Origin of the sequence: Streptacidiphilus albus JL83 (genome assembly GCF_000744705.1) — a bacterium.
In the GTDB taxonomy this organism is placed as follows: Bacteria; Actinomycetota; Actinomycetes; order Streptomycetales; family Streptomycetaceae; genus Streptacidiphilus; species Streptacidiphilus albus.
Window position 1 is genome coordinate 5,755,727 of record NZ_JQML01000001.1, and the last position, 18,059, is coordinate 5,773,785.

At 72.5% G+C, this 18,059-nt stretch carries 13 protein-coding genes; 9 read left to right on the forward strand and 4 right to left on the reverse strand.

The window, feature by feature from the left end:
* Positions 1-111: 111 nt before the first annotated feature.
* Positions 112-1,485, forward strand: a complete 1,374-nt coding sequence (locus BS75_RS25240; protein WP_081982566.1) for a hemolysin family protein — start codon at positions 112-114, stop codon at positions 1,483-1,485.
* Here the strand turns inward: BS75_RS25240 and BS75_RS51560 are convergent.
* A complete protein-coding gene (locus BS75_RS51560) occupies positions 1,424-3,004 on the reverse strand; it encodes a glycosyltransferase family 2 protein (protein ID WP_034089881.1) in 1,581 nt (526 codons plus the stop codon). The two genes, BS75_RS25240 and BS75_RS51560, sit on opposite strands and share 62 nt — an antisense overlap.
* 155 nt (positions 3,005-3,159) lie before the next feature.
* Between BS75_RS51560 and trpS the strand changes: the two genes are divergently transcribed.
* Positions 3,160-4,179 (forward strand): tryptophan--tRNA ligase, encoded by a 1,020-nt coding sequence (trpS, locus tag BS75_RS25250; protein WP_174515035.1) that lies wholly within the window; start codon positions 3,160-3,162, stop codon positions 4,177-4,179.
* Positions 4,180-4,217: 38 nt separating this feature from the next.
* Positions 4,218-4,775 carry a 2'-5' RNA ligase family protein gene (locus BS75_RS25255; protein WP_042437265.1) on the forward strand — a complete coding sequence of 186 codons (558 nt, stop codon included), beginning with the start codon at positions 4,218-4,220 and terminating at the stop codon, positions 4,773-4,775.
* A 44-nt stretch (positions 4,776-4,819) separates the two neighbouring features.
* On the opposite strand, the gene BS75_RS25260 is transcribed toward BS75_RS25255, so the two are convergent.
* Positions 4,820-6,466 (reverse strand): hypothetical protein, encoded by a 1,647-nt coding sequence (locus tag BS75_RS25260; protein WP_034089883.1) that lies wholly within the window; start codon positions 6,464-6,466, stop codon positions 4,820-4,822.
* Between the two features lie 45 nt (positions 6,467-6,511).
* Positions 6,512-10,108: a bifunctional glycosyltransferase/CDP-glycerol:glycerophosphate glycerophosphotransferase gene (locus BS75_RS25265; RefSeq protein WP_034089884.1), complete on the reverse strand. Its 3,597-nt coding sequence runs from the start codon at positions 10,106-10,108 to the stop codon at positions 6,512-6,514.
* 199 nt (positions 10,109-10,307) lie between these two features.
* Between BS75_RS25265 and BS75_RS25270 the strand changes: the two genes are divergently transcribed.
* The 6 genes from BS75_RS25270 to BS75_RS25295 all read left to right on the forward strand — a co-directional run bounded on the left by BS75_RS25270 (position 10,308) and on the right by BS75_RS25295 (position 16,830).
* A complete protein-coding gene (locus BS75_RS25270; protein ID WP_034089885.1) occupies positions 10,308-12,515 on the forward strand; it encodes a bifunctional glycosyltransferase/CDP-glycerol:glycerophosphate glycerophosphotransferase in 2,208 nt (735 codons plus the stop codon).
* Between the two features lie 110 nt (positions 12,516-12,625).
* On the forward strand, positions 12,626-13,729 hold the full coding sequence (locus BS75_RS25275; RefSeq protein WP_063771428.1) for a YihY/virulence factor BrkB family protein: 1,104 nt from the start codon (positions 12,626-12,628) through the stop codon (positions 13,727-13,729).
* A gap of 93 nt (positions 13,730-13,822) precedes the next feature.
* Positions 13,823-14,518, forward strand: a complete 696-nt coding sequence (locus tag BS75_RS25280; protein WP_034089886.1) for a response regulator transcription factor — start codon at positions 13,823-13,825, stop codon at positions 14,516-14,518.
* Positions 14,515-16,005: a sensor histidine kinase gene (locus BS75_RS25285; RefSeq protein ID WP_231607889.1), complete on the forward strand. Its 1,491-nt coding sequence runs from the start codon at positions 14,515-14,517 to the stop codon at positions 16,003-16,005. Before BS75_RS25280 ends, BS75_RS25285 begins: the two co-directional genes overlap by 4 nt.
* Before the next feature lie 106 nt (positions 16,006-16,111).
* Positions 16,112-16,528: a hypothetical protein gene (locus BS75_RS25290; protein ID WP_034089887.1), complete on the forward strand. Its 417-nt coding sequence runs from the start codon at positions 16,112-16,114 to the stop codon at positions 16,526-16,528.
* Complete coding sequence (locus BS75_RS25295; RefSeq protein WP_034089888.1) at positions 16,528-16,830, forward strand: hypothetical protein; 303 nt, start codon at positions 16,528-16,530, stop codon at positions 16,828-16,830. Before BS75_RS25290 ends, BS75_RS25295 begins: the two co-directional genes overlap by 1 nt.
* 36 nt (positions 16,831-16,866) lie before the next feature.
* Here BS75_RS25295 and BS75_RS25300 read toward each other — a convergent pair whose 3' ends face one another.
* Complete coding sequence (locus BS75_RS25300; protein ID WP_331281443.1) at positions 16,867-18,045, reverse strand: D-alanyl-D-alanine carboxypeptidase family protein; 1,179 nt, start codon at positions 18,043-18,045, stop codon at positions 16,867-16,869.
* Between the last annotated feature and the right edge of the window lie 14 nt (positions 18,046-18,059).

Below are 18,059 nucleotides of genomic sequence, written 5' to 3' on the forward strand. Positions count from 1 at the left end.
CCCCGCCCCGTACCACGGGGCGGGGTAGTCGGGTCTCCGGGAACGGGAGCGGTCCGGGCATCGGTCCGGGGCGGTCGAGCGGGGCTCTCCGCTGTTCCTAGACTGTGCCGTGTGAGTGAGACCCTCCAGGACGCCGGTCTGGTCCTGTTCTTCATCATCGTCGGTGGAATCTTCAATGTCGCCGAGATCTCGCTGATCTCGCTGCGGGAAGGACAGATCCAGGCCCTCGCCGAGCGCGGCACCAAGCGTGCGGTCCGCGCCGCGCACCTGGCCGGCGACCCCAACCGCTTCCTCGCCGCCGTCCAGGTGGGGGTGACCTGCATGGGCTTCCTGTCGGCGGCCTTCGGCGCGGACACCCTCGCGGTCAAGGCCGCGCCGCTCTTCGGCGACCTGGGCCTGGACCCCGACCTGGCCAAGACCGTGGCGCTGGTCCTGCTGACGCTGCTGATCTCCTATGTCTCGCTGGTACTGGGGGAGCTCACCCCGAAGCGGATCGGGCTCCAGCGCGCCGAGTCCATCGCGCTGCTCGCCGCCCCGATGGTGGACGTGATCTCGGTCGTGCTGCGGCCGGTGATCTGGCTGCTCTCGCACTCCACCGACCTGATGGTGCGGCTGCTCGGCGGTGACCCCAAGGCCGGCCGCAACGCCATGAGTTCGGAGGAGCTGCGCGGGCTGGTCGCCTCCAACACCGAGCTCGGCAGCGACGAGCGGCGGATGATCGGCGACGTCTTCGCCGCCGGGGAGCGGCAGTTGCGCGAGGTGATGGTGCCCCGCACCGAGGTCACCTTCCTGGACGCCGCCCGTCCGCTGGCCGAGGTCCGGGCCGAGGTCAGCCGCTATCCGCACTCCCGCTACCCGGTCGTCGACGGGTCCTACGACATCGTCGTCGGCTTCGTCCACGTCCGGGACCTCTACCGGGCGCCCGAGCCCGGTGTGCCGGCCGCGAGCACGGTCCGCGACCTGGCCCGGCCGGTCAAGCTGCTGCCCGCGACCAAGCGGGTGCTGCCGTCGATGTCGGAGATGCGGCACGAGGGCCACCACCTGGCGATCGTCGTCGACGAGTACGGCGGCACGGCCGGCATCGTCACCCTGGAGGACCTGGTCGAGGAGGTCGTCGGCGAGATCCGCGACGAGTACGACTCGCAGGAGGTCAGCACCACCCGGCGGCTGGCCGGCGGCAGCATCGAGGTGGACGGGCTGCTCAACCTCGCCGACTTCGAGGAGGAGACCGGGCTGGAACTGCCCGAGGGCCCCTACGAGACGGTGGCCGGCTTCGTCGTCGCGGCCCTCGGCCACCTGCCCGAGATCGGCGAGGCGGTCCAGGTGGCGGGCGGTTACTCGCTCGTCATCGCCGCCATGGACGCGCGCCGGGTGGACCGGGTGCGGGTCACCACGCTCCCGGCGGTCGGCGCTGCCGGCCCGGTCACCGGGCCGTCCGACTCCCCGGAGCCCCCCGCAGCGCTCGCCGGATCCGCAGACCGATGACCCGGCGCAGCCGGATCGGGGCGATGGCCAGCACCAGTTCGCCGCCGTCGCCGCGCAGCGGCGTCACCCGGTAGAGCCGTCCCCGGTGCCACCAGCGCCGGGCCGGCAGCGTCGGATCGGCCGGCACCGGGAGCTCGACCCGGCGTCCGGCGTACTCGGTGTCCAGCGCGAGCGACCAGTACCCGCCCGGACGGCCCCCGCCCGCTCGTCCTTGCGGGCCCGGCAGCAGCGCCGCCAACGGGACGCGCACCTGCCGGGCGCCGTCGTCGCCGAGGCCGTCCCCCGGGAACTCCAGCCCGTCGCCCCGGGCCGCCGGGACGTGCGTCGCGCCGCCCGTGGCCCGGCCCGCCGCCGGGGCGGGGACCGGGACCGCGCGCGCGACCGGGACGGCGGCCAGACCCGGCAGCCGCACCGGCTGCCGGGCGTGCAGCACCAGCGTCGCCGCGTTGTCCGCGCTCGCCGCGTTGGCCGCGCTCGCCCGGGCGGCCGGGTCCGCCCAGGCCGCGCCGATGACAGTCAGCGCCTCCGGAGCCCTCCCCCCGTGTTCGATGCCGTGCCGGGCCAGTACGACCAGCTCGTCGACCAGCCCGTGCAGGACGCAGTGCAGCCGCAGCCGCTGCAACTCGTCGCAGCGTTCGCGGATGCCGTCGGTCAGGTGCGGGCGCAGCAGTTCTGCGGCGTCCGCGCACAGGGACTCCTGGTCCGGCCGGGACAGGGTGAGGAAGTCGTGCCGGAAGAGGTTGAGCAGGTCGCCGCGCAGATGCCGGTCGTTGACCAGGTCGCGGTCCCGGCCGGGCCCGGGGTGCCGGACGGTGACCTCGACCCCGGCGGCGATCCCGCGCAGCCGGTCGCTCGGCCGCGAGGTGTAGGTGATGTTGCCGGTGTCGGTGCGGGCGACCAGGAAGTAGTAGTCGCGGTCGGCGAGCACCGAGATCCGCCGCGCCCGGAAGTACGCCTCCAGCACGAACGGTCCGTCGCTGTAGACCGGCAGCTCCTCACGGAACCGCAGCCGCTGCTCGCGGACCAGGTCGCGGCGGAAGAGCTTCGACGGGGTCAGTGACCAGACCAGGTCGGGCGAGGGGAAAGGGACATCGTGGTCGGTGCGCCGACAGGCGCCCGCCGGGACCCAGCGCCCGTTCACCCCGACCACCCGGCCCAGCACGATGTCGGAGCCGTGCTCGTCGGCAGCCGCCACCAGCCCGGCCAGGGCCTGTGGGCCGAGGTGGTCGTCCGAGTCGAGGAAGAAGAGGTAGCGCCCGCCGGCCAGGTCCAGGGCCCGGTTGCGGGCGTGCGCCGGGCCCCGCCGCTCGGCCAGCGGGAGGACGGTGAGCAGCGGCCGGTGCAGCGCGGCCAGCCGTGCCAGCTCGGCCGCGCTGCCGTCGTCCGAGCCGTCGTCGACCGCGATCACCTCGATCCGCAGCGTCGCGCCGGGCCCGGTCTGCTCCAGCAGTGAGGCCATCCAGGTGCCGAGGTACGGAAGGGTGTTGTACACCGGAGTGATCACGGTGACGTCCGGCACGGGAGACAAGGCGGTACACCCTTCGTAGGTCGGTCGACCCTGCTAACGCGGCCGCTGTCGGTGCGGTTGTGGCCGGTGCGGTTCGCCGCGCGGCGGGGTACGGAAATCCCCGGCGCGAGGGTGGCTGGGCGATCTGCTTGTCCGGCCCTGAGAGAATGGGGGGCATGACTGATCGTCTTCGCGTGCTTTCCGGTATCCAGCCGACGTCCGGCTCCTTCCACCTGGGCAACTACCTGGGCGCCGTGCGCCAGTGGGTGTCCCTCCAGGAGACCCACGACGCCTTCTACATGGTGGTCGACCTGCACGCGATCACCGTGGAGCAGGACCCGGCCGTGCTCCGGGAGAACACCAGGGTCTCGGTGGCGCAGCTGCTCGGCGTCGGCCTCGACCCGGAGCGCTGCACCCTGTTCGTGCAGTCGCACGTCCCCGAACACGCTCAGCTGGCCTGGGTGATGAACTGCATCACCGGCTTCGGCGAGGCGGCGCGGATGACCCAGTTCAAGGACAAGTCGGCGAAGCAGGGCAGCGACCGCACCAGCGTCGGTCTGTTCACCTACCCGATCCTCCAGGTCGCGGACATCCTGCTGTACCAGGCCGACCAGGTGCCGGTCGGCGAGGACCAGCGGCAGCACGTCGAGCTGACCCGCGATCTCGCGGAGCGCTTCAACCACCGCTACGGGCAGACCTTCAACGTGCCGAAGCCGTACATCCTCAAGGAGACGGCGAAGATCTTCGACCTGCAGGACCCGACCGCGAAGATGAGCAAGTCGGCCTCCTCGCCCAAGGGCCTGGTCAACCTGCTCGACGAGCCGAAGGCCAGCGCGAAGAAGATCAAGAGCGCGGTGACCGACACCGGGACCGTGGTCTCCTACGACGAGAAGGAGAAGGCGGGCGTCTCCAACCTGCTGACCATCCACTCGGCGATCAGCGGCCGGTCCATTCCGGACCTGGTGGAGCACTTCGAGGGCAAGATGTACGGCGCGCTCAAGACCGAGCTCGCCGAGCTGTTCACCGAGTGGGTCGAACCCATCCAGAAGCGCACCCGCGGCTACCTCGACGACCCGGCCGAGCTCGACCGCGTCCTGGCCCGAGGCGCGGAGAAGGCCCGCGAGGTCGCGACGGTGACGCTGGAAGCGGCGTACGACCGGATCGGATTCCTCCCGGCGAAGCCGTGAGGAACGTGTCGCAGTCTCCCGGCGAAGCCGTGAGGAAGATGTCGCAGTCTCCCGGCGAAGCCGTGGGGCACGGCGTGGCCACCATCGGGGTGACCATCGCCGTGCCCGATCCGTACGGCGCCGAACTCCAGGACGCGCGGGCCGGCTACGGCGACCCGCTCGCCCGCTCGATACCCGCGCACATCACCCTGCTGCCCCCGACGGAGGTGTCGGCCGAGATGCTGGAAGCGGTGCAGCGGCACCTGCTCGGGGCTGCTGCGCGGCACCGGCCGTTCCGGGTGCAGTTGCACGGCAGCGGCAGCTTCCGCCCGGTGACGCCGGTGGTCTTCGCCCGGCTGGAGGCCGGCCTGCGGGAGTGCCGGCTGCTGGAGGCCTCGGTGCGCTCCGGCGTGCTCGCCCGGGAGCTGGCCTTCCCGTACCACCCGCATGTGACCGTGGCCCACCAGGTGGACGAGTCCGCGCTGGACCGCGCGTACCGCGACTTCCACGACTACCGGGCCGAGTTCACCGTGCCCGGCTTCGGTCTCCACCAGCAGGCCGAGGGCGGCGACTCCGCCCCCTGGCGCCTGCTGCGCGACTTCCCGCTCACGGCGTAGACCGCAGCCGGTTCGGGGAAGCCGCGCAGACCGGCGTCACTGCGTCAACGGCCGTCCGACTCCGACTCCGACGGCTCCACCACACCCGGCTCCACTGCCGCGGGCTCCACTACTGCCGGCTCCACTGCCGCCGGCTCCGCCGCTGCCGGCGCTGGCGCCGCCGACGGGCCGTCGCCGGAATCGCCCGGCCGGACCCGGTCCAGTTCCAGCTCCGCCTCGGTCGGCGGCTGGGTCCGGCTCAGCAGGCTGATCATCGGCATGGTCATGAAGCCGATCATCATGGCCGGGATTATGTAGCGCGAGAGCGCCGCCGGGTTGGCCGCGATCACGGCCATCTGCAGGCCGAAGGAGATGCCGGCCAGACCCAGGTAGGGCCAGCCCAGGCTGCGCCGCTTCCGGGCGAGCGCGATCACCAGCGCGTACACCGAGTAGGACCAGAACGCCCCGCGCCAGAGCAGCCACTGGGTCTGGGTGCTCATGGAGAGCATGTAGTACCAGATGCCGGCCTTGTGCAGGGTGTCGGACGGCGGCCGGCTCTTCAGTACCGGCAGGTACTTGCTGTGGGCCATCCGGTTGCCCGGAGCGGACTGTCCCCAGAGGTTGGCCGAGAACTGCGGCCAGGCGATCAGGGTGGTGCCCTCCAGGTTGGCCGGCCCGGGGAAGATGCCCCAGGCGATCTGCGAGCGGCAGAGCCGGCCCTGGACGACGGACTGCGGGGTGCGCTTCAGCACCTCGTCCCAGATGGTCATCAGCTGGTCGTTGATCTTGACCGCTTCGGGCCGGTTCAGGGCGGCCATGGTCCAGTCGACGTCCCAGCAGTTCGCTGCCTTGCCGCCCCAGGCCGACAGCGGGGCGACCTTCTCCATGACCTCCTTGTCGTGCTTGGTGAAGGTGTACGGGTACGTGCCGTAGGCGACGGCGATGTCGGCGTAGTTGAAGGAGTAGTACGAGTCCTTGCCGGGCAGCTTGACGCCGAGGGCCGGGTACACCAGGAAGTTGACCACCAGGTACAGCACGGTGGTGCCCGCCACCAGTGCGGTGATCCAGAGGCGCATGTTGCGCATCGCCAGCAGCAGCAGCGGGAGCGCGGCGATCAGGGCGTCCACGCTGCTGTTGCGGAAGAAGGCGACGCCGAGGAAGCCCGCCTCCAGCACCCCGATCTGGACGTAGAACCACCGGTCGCGCACCCAGCTCCGGTTGTCTATCCGGCGGGCGATCAGCCGGGCCGCGGCGGCGAAGGCCAGCAGCGCCGAGATGCCGAAGGCCGCGTCCTTCCAGATGAACTCGGTCAGCGAGCCGGTGGACGGGACGACCGCCACGCAGACCGCGGCCAGCGCGCTCCAGCGGCCGCGCACACCGAGGTCGCGCAGCGCCACGCAGGTGTAGGCGAGCACCAGCGAGATGGCGATCGTCTGCAGCAGGGTCAGTGGCCAGATGTCACCGCTGACCTGCAGCGAGAGCCAGACCAGGCTGTCGTAGAGGATCGAGTGGTCGTCGATCCAGTTGCTGGTGGTGACTTCCCAGATGTAGGTGATCGAGTCGTAACTCGCCAGACCGGGGAAGAACGCCGCCCACCAGGCCAGGTAGATCACCTGGCAGGTGGCGTAGACCGCGACCGGGAGCCGCAGGCGGGTGGGAACGCGTGCCCACTGCCGCTGGAGGACAGCGGGGACGCGTACTCGACTGCTCACGTACGGGACTCCTGGGATCGGTGGTGCGTCGACTGGGTGCAGGGGTCAGGCTAGCCCGAGCATCCGATCGACCACGCGGCGGGAGGCGCTGCCGTCGTCCAGGTCACAGAACTTCTCCCGGAATGCCCGATAGGCCGGTGCGTACTCCTCGGTCACCGGGTCGAGGTCGCGCAGGGCGGCGACCAGCTCCTCGGAGGTGGCGAGCAGCGGGCCCGGGGCGGTGGCCTCGAAGTCGAAGTAGAAGCCGCGCAGCGCGTCCCGGTAGTGCTCCAGGTCGTAGGTGAAGAACAGGATCGGCCGACCGGTGATGGCGTAGTCGAACATCACCGAGGAGTAGTCGGTGACCAGGACGTCGGCGATCAGGTAGAGGTCCTGGATGTCGGGGTAGCTGCCGACGTCCCAGACGAAGCCGTCGCCCTCGCCCGGCACCGGCTCCACCACGTGGGCGTGCGGGCGGACCAGCAGCACGTGGTCGTCGCCGAGCGACTTCCGCGCCTGCTGCAGGTCGAGCCGCAGGTCGAGCTGGTGGCCGCCGGCGTGGCGGACCCGGTCCTCGCGCCAGGTCGGCGCGTAGAGCACGATCTTCTTGCCCTCGGGGAGCCCCAGGAAGCGGCGGACCTCCTCGGCGCGCTTCTCGCGGTCCTCCGCGAGCAGCACGTCGTTGCGGGGGTAGCCGGAGGCCAGGATCTCGCCCTCGTAGCGGAAGGCGCGCTTGAGGATCGGGGTGCTGAAGCTGTTGGGCGAGACCAGCAGGCTCCACTGCTTGCCCTCGCGCTCCAGCGCCTCCAGGTAGGCGGTGTCGCTGAACCAGTCGTTGTCGAAGTCGAAGCCGATCCGCTTCAGCGGGGTGCCGTGCCAGGTCTGGATGATGACCTGGCCCTCGCGGCGCTCGATCCAGGACGGCAGGTGGGTGTTTCCGACGATGTAGCGGGAGCGGGCCAGTGCCTCGTACCACTCGGTGCTCTCGTAGACCACGGCGGAGGCGCCGGCCGGCGGGATCATCCGGTCGTCGCGGACCACCCACAGGTGCTCCAGCTCGCTGCCGCGCCGGACCAGCTCCTGGTGCACCGCGCGCGGCGAGTCCGAGTAGGACTTGCCCTCGAAGACGTCGTAGAGCACCGACTCGCGCAGCGGCTTGCGGCGGGCGGCCGGGTAGACCTCCTGCAGCAGCCGGCGCTGGTGGTAGCGGCCCAGGTCGGCGTTGCTCAGCTCGTGGGCGGAGTCCAGCAGCAGCCGGTCGTACCAGCGGCGGCGGAGGGTGACCTCCTTGCCCCGGACGGTGACCGCGACCGGCACGCCGACATGGGCGGCCGGGGCGATGTGGGCGGTGGTCTCGACGGCGCCCTCGGCGGCCCCGTCGATCCGGGTGCTGACGAAGACCTCCCACTCGCCGCCCTGGAGCGGCAGTTCGCCGCCGTAGCCGTCGTTCGGCAGCGCGGGCAGCAGCGAGCTGAAGCGTCCGTCGGCCACCTCGCCCTGGTGCCGGTAGGCCTTGGCGTGCTTGTTGTGCCGCAGCACCCACTCGAAGGTGTGGCGGCCGGGCAGCGGGAAGCTGCCCTCCAGCAGGAAGCCGGTGCCCGAAGGGTCGGCGCTGACCTTCTCGATCAGCGGCTGGGCCGGCTGGTCGACCAGCTGGAGGTGGCCGCGCGGGGAGCGCTTGAAGTAGAGGACGCGGGGCGAGCCCTCGCCGGCGATCGGGATCTGCACCGCCGAGCGCTCGTCCTGGTCGTCGACGGCCAGGTCGATCACCTCGCCGCCGGGCAGCACCAGTTCGCTGCTCCAGCGGTCGGTCGGGCGGTCGAAGGAGGTCGGCCGGAGCCTGCCCTCCCGCACCCGCACGTCGTTGACCTGCTCCGGGTCGACCAGGACGGTGAACGGCACCCAGCCGGCGGCGGAGTCGGCAGCGGTGGGCTCGCCGAGCACCACCGGGAAGTCCAGCACCGAGATCGAGCCGGCCTCCTTGTGGTGCAGCCGCAGCACGGCGCCCTCGGCGGCGCGCGCGGCGACGATCCGGCCGCGCAGCGCGACCAGCCCGCTGCCGTCGTCCTTGGCGGTGACGCTGTCCAGCCGGACCTTGACCGTCTCCACCTGGATGTACAGGTGCTGGTCGCGGATCTGCGGGATCACCCGGACCTCCGGGGTGACCCAGGTCGGGGCGGGGAACTGGCCGGAGCCGGTCGGACCGGCCTTGATCCGGCTACGGCGCGGCCGGCCGCGGCCGAAGACGCCGATGGTGATCTGCCACAGGCCGTCCCGCCACTGACCGCGGTGCTTCAGCCGGTTCGGGTCGAAGTCGAGCTCGAAGCCCGACCAGTCGCAGTTGCGCAGCGACTGGTCCTGGGTGGTCGCGGTGACGTCGGTCGCCAGCACCGACTTCGCGTGCGCCACCAGCGTCCGGCGGGTGCCCTGCTCACGCAGCATCAGTGCCTTGAAGGCGTCGGTGCGCTGCTCGGCGCCGAGGTGCTTGGGGTAGGCGAAACCCTTGAGGTGCAGCCGGCCGTTCCGCCAGTCCGACTCGAACAGGCCGGTGCGGACGACCAGCTCGCTGTCCAGCCGGAGCACGCTGTCCGGGACCGGGGCGGCCCCGCGCAGGGTGGGGTAGTCAGCGAAGTGGCGGACGGTGCCCCGGAGCGGGATGGCCCAGGGGTACTCCGCGTCGAAGGCGAGGATGTCGAGCAGGTCGGCCAGTCGGCGCTTGCTGGTGAGCCAGTACTTCAGCCGCATCGGCGCGGGCAGCGCGTTCAGCGTCTCCTGGTCGATCTCGGAGATCATCGAGCCGATGTGGTCGAGGAACGCCGTCTGGTACTCCTCGCCGCCCTCGGGGAGCGCCTTGAAGAACAGCGGCACCTCCTCGACCAGCGAGTTCTCGTTGTAGAAGCGCAGGTGCTTGCGGAACTCGGCGCCGGGCTGCGCCTGCAGGAACTCGCGCACCATCCGCATCGAGGAGACCCGGTCGATCAGGCCGCGCGGGTCGGTGCGGTTCTGGGTGATGGACCGGGCGCCGACCTCGCGCTCGCGCCAGTGGTAGATCGGCTCGCTGAGGATGTCGACGCTCTTGGCGAGGAAGTGCAGCGGAACGCTGACCGGCGCGTCCTCGTAGAGGATGCCCGGGTACTCCAGGCCCTGGGCGTCCCAGAAGGTGCGGCGGTAGACCTTGTTCCAGGCGGTCCGGTCGGTCACCAGCAGCGGGCGCTCGGTGATGTGGGTGCGCAGCACCGTCTCCGAGAAGGGGCGGCGGTGCACCGGCGACTGGACGAAGCCGACGGAGCGGAAGCGCAGCACGTTGCCGCTGACGAAGTCGGACCCGGTGCTGTCGAGGGTCTCCACCATCAGCTGGTAGGCGGTCGGCGGCATGGTGTCGTCGCTGTCGACGAACGCCAGGTACTCGGCGTCGGGGTCGATGTGCGCGATGCCGGTGTTGCGGGCCGGACCGAGGCCCTTGTTCTGCTGCCGGACCAGGCGGAACCGCTGGTCCTTGGCGGCGAACGCCTCCGCGATGGCCGCACTGTCGTCGGTCGAGCCGTCGTCGACCATCACCACCTCGAAGTCGGTGAGGGTCTGCGCGGCGATGGAGCTCAGGCACTCGTCGAGGTAGCGCTGGACGTTGTAGATGGGAACGACGACGGAAAGACGGGGGGCCATGGGGTGCGACGGGCCTTTCTCGGACTGGCACTGCTCTTCCCACGCTCGGGGGCGCGGGGACGTTGGGGACGGCGCAGGGTAAGACTAGCCTTGGAGACGTCGAACAGTTCTGCCAGGACCCGCTGGATGCTACAGGCGGACCCTGAAGGAAAGGGTGGGAGCGGCATGTGCCGGGCCCGGGCAGGTATCCTTCCCTGCCATGCCCCGTATCAGCATCGTTGTGCCCGCGTACCAGGTTCAGGCGTATCTCGGCGAGTGCCTGGACTCGGTCCTCGGACAGTCCTTCCGGGACTTCGAGCTGATCGGGGTCGACGACCGTTCACCCGACGGTTCCGGTGAGATTCTTGACGAGTACGCACAATCGGACGAACGGGTAAGGGTCCTGCACCTGCCGGAGAACGTGGGTCTGGGCCGGGCCCGCAACGCCGGGATCGAGATCGCCACCGGCGACTACCTGGTCTTCCTGGACAGCGACGACACCATGACGCCCGGGTCGCTGCAGGCGATCGCGGACCGGCTCGAACGGACCGGCGACCCTGACGTCCTGGTGTACGACTACGCCCGCACCTACTGGGACGGCCGGGTCGTCCGCAGCCGTGACGCCGGCCAGTTCGCGGCGGTCGGTCCGGACGGCGCCGAGCGCCCCGAGGTCTTCACCGCAGTGGAGCGGGAGGAGGTGCTCGGGCTGCTGATGGTGGTCTGGAACAAGGCCTACCGCCGCAGCTGGATCGAGAAGCTCGGCCTGCGCTTCCCCGCCGGGTACTACGAGGACACCCCGTGGACCTATCCGACGATGCTGGCCGCCGACACGGTCACCATGCTGGACAAGGTCGTCGTCCACTACCGGCAGCGCCGCCAGGGCGGCAACATCCTGGCCACGGTCAGCCGCAAGCACTTCGACATCTTCGGCCAGTACGACCTGGTCTTCGCCTTCCTGGACGCCCACCCCGAGCTGGAGCGCTGGCGTCCGCTGCTGCACCGGCGGATGGCCGAGCACCTGCGGACCATCGGCAACCACCCGGACCGGGTGCCGCCCGCCGACCGGGCCGAGTTCTTCGCCCGCGCCGCCGAGGAGGAGCGCCGCCACCGCCCGGAGGGCGCGACGGCCGTGCCACTGTCCGCGACCTGGAAGGCCGGCCCGGCCGGACGGCTCGCCCGCACCGCCCGGCGGACCCTGCGGACGGCCCAGCCCCAGCTCAAGCGGGCCGTGGCCGGCTCGGTACTGGGCGCCTACCAGCGGGTCCAGCGGCAGCTGCCGCTGGACGGCGAACTCGCGGTCTTCGGCGCCTACTGGGGACGCGTCCCCTCCTGCAACCCGGCGGCGATCCACGCCAAGCTCCGCGAACTGGCGCCGGACGTCCGGACGGTGTGGGTGGTGGAGAACCGGCGGCGGGCCGAGGTGCCCGCCGGGATCACCGTGGTCGGCCCCGGCTCGCGCGGCTACCGCGAGGCGATCTCCCGGGCGACGTACTTCGTCAACAACGTCAACTTCCCGGACGGCGCGCCCAAGCGACCCGGCACCGTCCACCTGCAGACCCACCACGGCACCCCGGTCAAGAAGATGGGCCTGGACCTCCAGGACTACCCGGCCGCCAACGGCTCGCTGGACTTCGCCAAGCTGCTGGAGCGGGTCGACCGCTGGGACTACAGCCTGAGCTCCAACCGCTACTCCACCCTGATCTGGGAGCGGGTCTACCCCTCCTCGTTCCGCACCCTGGAGTACGGCTACCCGCGCAACGACGTCTTCTACTCGGCCACCGCCGAGGACGTCGCCGCCGCCCGCGCCGAACTCGGCATCGAGCCGGGCCAGAAGGCGCTGCTCTACGCCCCGACCCTGCGGGACTACCGGGCGACCTACCGGCCGCAGCTCGACCTGGCCCGGCTGGCCCGTACCCTCGGCCCGGACTACGTGCTGCTCAACCGGGGGCACTACCTCTACGACGAGGACGCGGCCTTCGGCACCGACGGCGCCGGTGGCGGAGTCGTCGACGTCTCGCGGCACCCCTCGGTGGAGCGGCTGGCGCTCGCGGCGGACGCCCTGGTCACCGACTACTCCTCGGTGATGTTCGACTACGCCAACCTGGACCGGCCGATCGTGGTCTTCGCCGACGACTGGGAGGTGTACCAGCAGACCCGCGGCGTCTACCTGGACCTGTTCTCCGGCCGCGCCGGCGAGGCCCCGGGCCCGGCGGTCCGCACCGAGGAGGAGCTGGCCGAGCTCTTCCGCTCCGGCGACTGGGACTCGGCCGGGTCCCGGGCCCTGCGGACGGCCTTCCGGGAGCGCTTCTGCGCCTTCGACGACGGCCGTGCGGCCGAGCGGGTCGTCCGCACCGTCTTCCTCGGTGAGCGGGAGCCGATCCCGTTCACCCCGCTGGCCGACCGGAGCCCGGCCCCGCGTCCGCAGTAGCGGCGGTTCGCTGCCGCGGCTCGTCCGCCGCGCCACGGCGTGCGGGGTACCAGAGCTGACGGAGCCTTCACTACGCTGGGCCTCCGGACCGACGGGGGCAGGAGCAGAGCATGGACTGGCTGACGCGGCTGCCCGTCGTCGGACCGACGGTGTCGTGGGCGCTGCGGACCCGGATCTACCGGGCGGTCGACCTCTTCCTGGAGGCCGGGTCCAACCGGCTGGCCGGGGCGATGACCTTCTTCGGCTTCCTCGCCCTGTTCCCGACGCTGACCGTGGCGATGGCCGTGGCCGCCGCGGTGCTCGCCCCGTCCCAGGTCCAGCACCTGCAGCAGAAGATCGGGGAGCAGGTCCCGGCGCTCTCCCAGTCGATCGACCTGAACGCGGTGGTCCGCAACGCCGGAACGCTCGGGGTGGTCAGCGGCGCGCTGCTGCTGGTCTCCGGGCTCGGCTGGGTCGGCACCGCCCGGGCCAGCATCCGCGAGGTCTGGCGGCTGCCGGTCGCGCCGGACAACCCGGTGCTGCGCAAGGCCCTGGACGTCGGCGTGCTGCTCGGGCTCGGCCTGGTGGCCGGCGTCTCGGTCGCCTCCTCCTCGCTGGCCACGGCGCTGGCCGGACAGGCCGCGCACTCGGTCGGGATCGACCGGCACTCGGTCGGCAAGGTGCTGCTGCAGGTCGCCGGGTTCGCCATCGCGGTCGGCGCGGACACCATCCTGTTCGGCTACCTGCTGGTCGGGCTGCCCCGGCTGCGCCACGTCATCAGCGACGAGGGCCGACGCGCGGTGGTGGAGGGCGCGCTGCTCGGCGGCGTCGGCTTCGAACTGCTGAAGCTGCTGCTCACCGCCTACCTCCGGGAGGTCGCCACCCGGAACGTCTACGGCGCCTTCGGCACACCGGTGGCGCTGCTGCTGTGGATCAACTTCATCTTCCGCTGGCTGCTCTTCTGCTCCGCCTGGACCGCCACCGCGGTACCGGCCGGGGTTGAGCAGCGGGCGCGCGACCGGGCCGAACGGGAGTGGGAGGAGGCCGGTGCGCCCGGTCGGCTCCCGGCGGCGGTGCAGGCCGTGGCGGCGCCCGCGCCGGAGCCGGGGCCGGTGCCCCGGTTCGGCCGGCTCCGCTGGACCGCGCCGGCCTTCGCCCTCGCCTTCGTGGCCGGTACCGCCCTCGGCCGGCGGCGCGGCCGCCGGTCCGACCGCCGCCGTGGCCGAGCGGCCTGAGAGGCCGTACGTTCGCCTTACCCGGGTCTGAGATGGTGTGCCGCCGTCGCGATCGGACGCGGCGGGACTCGGACGAAGGACGGGCGACGGGCTATGGCGGAACGGCACGGAACGGTGCTGGTGGTCGACGACGACGCGGCGATCAGGCGCTCGCTGGAGCGCGGCCTGCGGCTGAGCGGCTTCGCGGTGCTGCTCGCCGACGGCGGCGTGGCCGCGCTCGCGGCGCACGACCGGGCCGCGCCCGACGTCATCGTGCTCGACGTCTCCATGCCGGACCTCCCCGGCACCGAGGTCTGCCGACGGCTGCGCGCCGCCGGGGACGAGACGCCGGTGCTGATGCTGTCCGCGCTCGACCAGCTCGACGACCGGCTGGCCGGACTCCAGGCCGGGGCCGACGACTACCTGGTCAAGCCCTTCGCGCTGCAGGAGCTGGTACTGCGGCTGCACGCGCTGCTGCGGCGCCGGCCGCCCCGGCCCAGCGCGACGCTCCGGGTCGGCGAGCTGACCGTGGACCCCGCCACCCGCGAGGTCCGCTACGGCGGTGCGGCCGTCGAGCTGACCCGCCGTGAGTACGAGCTGCTGGAGGTGCTGACCCGCAACGCCGGGATCGTGCTCACCCGTGACCAGCTGCTGGAACGGGTCTGGGGCTACGACTTCGACGTCCGCACCGACGTGGTCGACACCTTCGTCAGCTACCTCCGGCGGAAGCTGGAGGCGGGCGGGCGCCCGCGGCTGCTGCAGACCGTGCGCGGCGTCGGCTTCGTGCTCCGCAGCGGACCCGCCCGGTGAGCGCCGTCCGGCCGATCCGGCTGTCCACCCGGATCGCCCTGGTCACCGCCGCCGTGGTGCCGGTGCTGGTGCTGCTCTCCGGACTGCTGCTGCTCGGCCTGGTCAGCGGCGACCTGCGGGACCGGCAGGACGCACTGCTGTCCGAGCGGGCCGCCGCCGTGCTGCCGGACGCCCGGACCGAGCTGCGGGCCGCCGGCAACGACCGCTCCCGCCAGGTGACCAACCAGGCGCACCGGATCGCCGCCGGGGCGCTGGACGTCGGCGTCCGGATCACCGGCGCCGACGGCAGCACCGAGCTGGCCGAGGGCCCCCAGCCGAGCCTGACGGCCGCGCTGCCGACCGCCACCGGCGACCCGGTCACCATCCACGCCGACGGCAGCAGCTGGCGGGCGCTCGGCCTGCAGGTCACCGCCACCGCGGCCCAGCCCGGAGGCACCCTCTGGCTGTTCCAGCCGACCTCCGCGGTCGAGGAGGAGGTCGACTCGGTCCGTGGCCGGATCATCCTGGTCGCGCTGATCGCCGCACCCCTCGGCGGACTGCTCGCCTTCCTGGTCGCCGAGCGCGCCGCCCGGCCGCTGCGGCTGCTCCAGCGCCGCACCAGCGGCCTCGACCCGGACGAGCCCGCCACCAGGCTCGAACACGCGCCCACCGGCGTCACCGAGGTGGACGAGCTCGCGCACACCCTGGAGTCCGTGCTCAGCCGCTACGACGAGCAGGCCGCCCGGACCGGGGAGGCGCTGGAGACCGCGCGGGCCTTCGCCGCCTCCGCCTCGCACGAGCTGCGGACCCCGCTGATGAGCATGCGGACCAACCTGGACATCCTCGCCGACCATCCGCAGCTCAGCCCGGAGGACCGGGCGGAGGCGCTGGCCGACCTGCTCAGCGAGCACGCCCGGCTGCTCGGACTGCTCACCGCGCTGCGCTCGCTGGCCCAGGGCGACCTGGTCCAGGCCGACGCCTTCGCCCCGCTGGACCTCGCCGAACTGGTCGAGGCCGCCGCCGCCGACGCCCGCCGCCGCCGTCCGCGGGCCTCGCTGGAACTGGTCTCCACCGCCTCGCTGCCGATGCTCGCCTGGGAGTCCGGGCTGCGGATGGCCGTGGACAACCTGATCACCAACGCCCTGGTGCACGGAGCGCCCCCGGGCCGGGAGGCGTCGATCCGGGTCACCCTGAGGAGGGACGGCGACCAGGCGCTGCTGACGGTCGACGACGGCGGCCCCGGGGTACCGGTCGCGGAGCGGGAGGCGGTGTTCGGCCGCTTCCGGCGCGGCCCGGCCAGCCCCGGCTCCGGCCTCGGCCTCACCCTGGTGGCCCAGCAGATCGCCCTGCACCGGGGCAGCGTCCTGATCACCGACCCGCCGTACGGCTACGGCACCCGGGTCGAGGTCCGGCTGCCGCTGGCCGGCCACCCGGTGCGGTCCTCGACCGTCACCCTGCCGCTGCGCCGGGACTGGCTCCGCGCCGGTGGCGGGCCGACCGGGGGCTGAGACGGCGACCTTCCCCGGCGGAGCACAAGGTTTCCACAAAGACGCTTCCTACGCTGCGGGGCAGATGGAGCGTCAACCACGCTCCGCCGCAGTGGAGGAGACTTCCATGTCCATTCGTCGACCCGCCCTCGCCTCCGGCCTGGCCGCCCTGGCCCTGGCCGGTTCGCTGCTCGCGGCGGGCACTCCCGCCTTCGCCGCCGGCAGCACCGCCTCGCCGAGCGCCTCGGCCAAGGCCCCCAGGGACAACGAGGTGAAGGGCATCTGCCTGCGTGCCCCGCGGATCGAACTCCGGGTCACCAAGGCGATCGCCCGCATCAACGGGCCGGTCACCGAGCTCGGCTCGATCGCCCACCTGCAGAAGCGCGTGGACAAGGCCCAGGCCGCCGGTGACACCGCGATCGCGACCTACCTGAACGACCGGCTGACCGCGCGCAAGGCGCTGGTCGGCACGCTGACCCAGCGCCAGTCCGACCTCCAGGCGGTCGAGACCTGGTGCTCCGCGAACAACAACGGCGCCTCCTGATGGCCCGCGACCGCCGGAGCCGGGGCGCTCTGGTCCTCGCCGCGGCCGTGGCCGTGCTGGCGCTGGCCGGCTGCTCGGGCAGCGGCGGAACCGCCGCCCGGCAGGCCGCCAACGCCGCGAACGGCGGCTCCGCGCCCACCGCCCCGGCCGCCTCGGGCAGCGGCGCCGGTGGTGGCTCGCCCGCCGAGGCCGTACCCACCGGCACCTCGCCCGCCGTGGTCCAGCAGATGCTGCAGAAGGTCAACGCCGCGCAGAGCGCCGCCGACGCGGCCGACTCGGACGCGGCCACCGACCCGAAGTAGCCTCAGCCCCGAAGCAGCCTCAGCCCCGAAGCAGCCTCAGCCCCGAAGACTGCGCAGTCGGCGGCGGCGGAGCACCAGCACCGTGCCCGCCACCGCGGCCAGCACCACCGCGCCGACCGCGCCGGACCAGCCCACCGGGCCCGGACCGGCGTCCGCGTCGGCGGTGACCGACGGTCGCGCCGGCGCCTTCCTGACGGCGGGGGCGCGGCTCGCGACGGCCGGTACGACCGCGTCCAGGCTGCCGACCGGGCGCAGCCGGCTCTCGGCCGCGAACCCCCAGTCCAGCAGTTGCCGCGCCTCGTTGTAGACCGCGTCGTACTGCCCGGACTGGGGGTTCATCAGCGTCACCAGAATCGTCCGGCCGCCCCGGCGCGCCCCCACCACCAGGGTGTTCCCGGCGTTGGTGGTGTAGCCGTTCTTCACCCCGATCAGGCCCGGGTAGCGGCTGACGCCGTCGATGCCGGACAGCAGCCGGTCGGTGTTGTCGATCTCGAAGGGCCTGCCCCGGGTGCTCGGCCCGCCGGGGAACTCCGCCACCGCCGTGGAGCAGTAGCGGGCGAAGTCCGGGTTCTCCAGCCCGGCGCGGGCGAACAGGGTGAGGTCGTAGGCCGAGGAGACCTGGCCGGGCTCGTCGTACCCGTCCGGGGTGACCACCCGGGTGTCGTTCGCGCCCAGTTTCCTGGCCTCGGCCTGCATGTCGGCGACGGTGGCCGGCACCCCGCCGTTCATCGCGGCCAGCACGTGGACGGCATCGTTGCCGGACCGCAGGAACACGCCCAGCCACAGGTCGGAGACCTTGTAGGTCTGCCCGGAGACCACCCCCACCTGGCTGCTGCCCTGGCCCATCCCGGCCAGGTCGGCGTCGGTGACCCGGCGGGTCGCGTTCGCCGGGAGCCGCGGCAGGACGGTGTCCGCGAACAGCGTCTTCAGCGTGCTGGCCGGCGGCAGCGGCCAGTGCGCGTTCTTCGCCGCGAGCACCGCGCCGCTGCCGTCGTCGGACACCATCCAGGAGAGCGCGGAGATGTCGGCCGGCACCGCCGGGGCGCCGGGCAGCAGAGCGCTCTGCACCCCGGTGAGGCCCAGTCTGACGCCGCCGACCGCCGACATCCGGGCGGGCGGCTGGGCCGCCGGCGCGGCGGCGCCGGTCAGGCAGGCAGCGGTCGCGAGCGCGCCGAGCGCCGCCGACATCCATACGAAACGCTGATCGAGATGCACCGTCAGACCGTACC

What these genes read in the sequence shown, in the direction of transcription:
- trpS (WP_174515035.1), top strand. Translation starts at nt 3,160, where the DNA reads ATGGGGGGCATGACTGATCGTCTTCGCGTGCTTTCCGGTATCCAGCCG.
- BS75_RS25255 (WP_042437265.1), top strand. Translation starts at nt 4,218, where the DNA reads ATGTCGCAGTCTCCCGGCGAAGCCGTGGGGCACGGCGTGGCCACCATC.
- BS75_RS25265 (WP_034089884.1), bottom strand. Translation starts at nt 10,108, where the DNA reads ATGGCCCCCCGTCTTTCCGTCGTCGTTCCCATCTACAACGTCCAGCGC.
- BS75_RS25270 (WP_034089885.1), top strand. Translation starts at nt 10,308, where the DNA reads ATGCCCCGTATCAGCATCGTTGTGCCCGCGTACCAGGTTCAGGCGTAT.
- BS75_RS25275 (WP_063771428.1), top strand. Translation starts at nt 12,626, where the DNA reads ATGGACTGGCTGACGCGGCTGCCCGTCGTCGGACCGACGGTGTCGTGG.
- BS75_RS25280 (WP_034089886.1), top strand. Translation starts at nt 13,823, where the DNA reads ATGGCGGAACGGCACGGAACGGTGCTGGTGGTCGACGACGACGCGGCG.
- BS75_RS25290 (WP_034089887.1), top strand. Translation starts at nt 16,112, where the DNA reads ATGTCCATTCGTCGACCCGCCCTCGCCTCCGGCCTGGCCGCCCTGGCC.
- BS75_RS25295 (WP_034089888.1), top strand. Translation starts at nt 16,528, where the DNA reads ATGGCCCGCGACCGCCGGAGCCGGGGCGCTCTGGTCCTCGCCGCGGCC.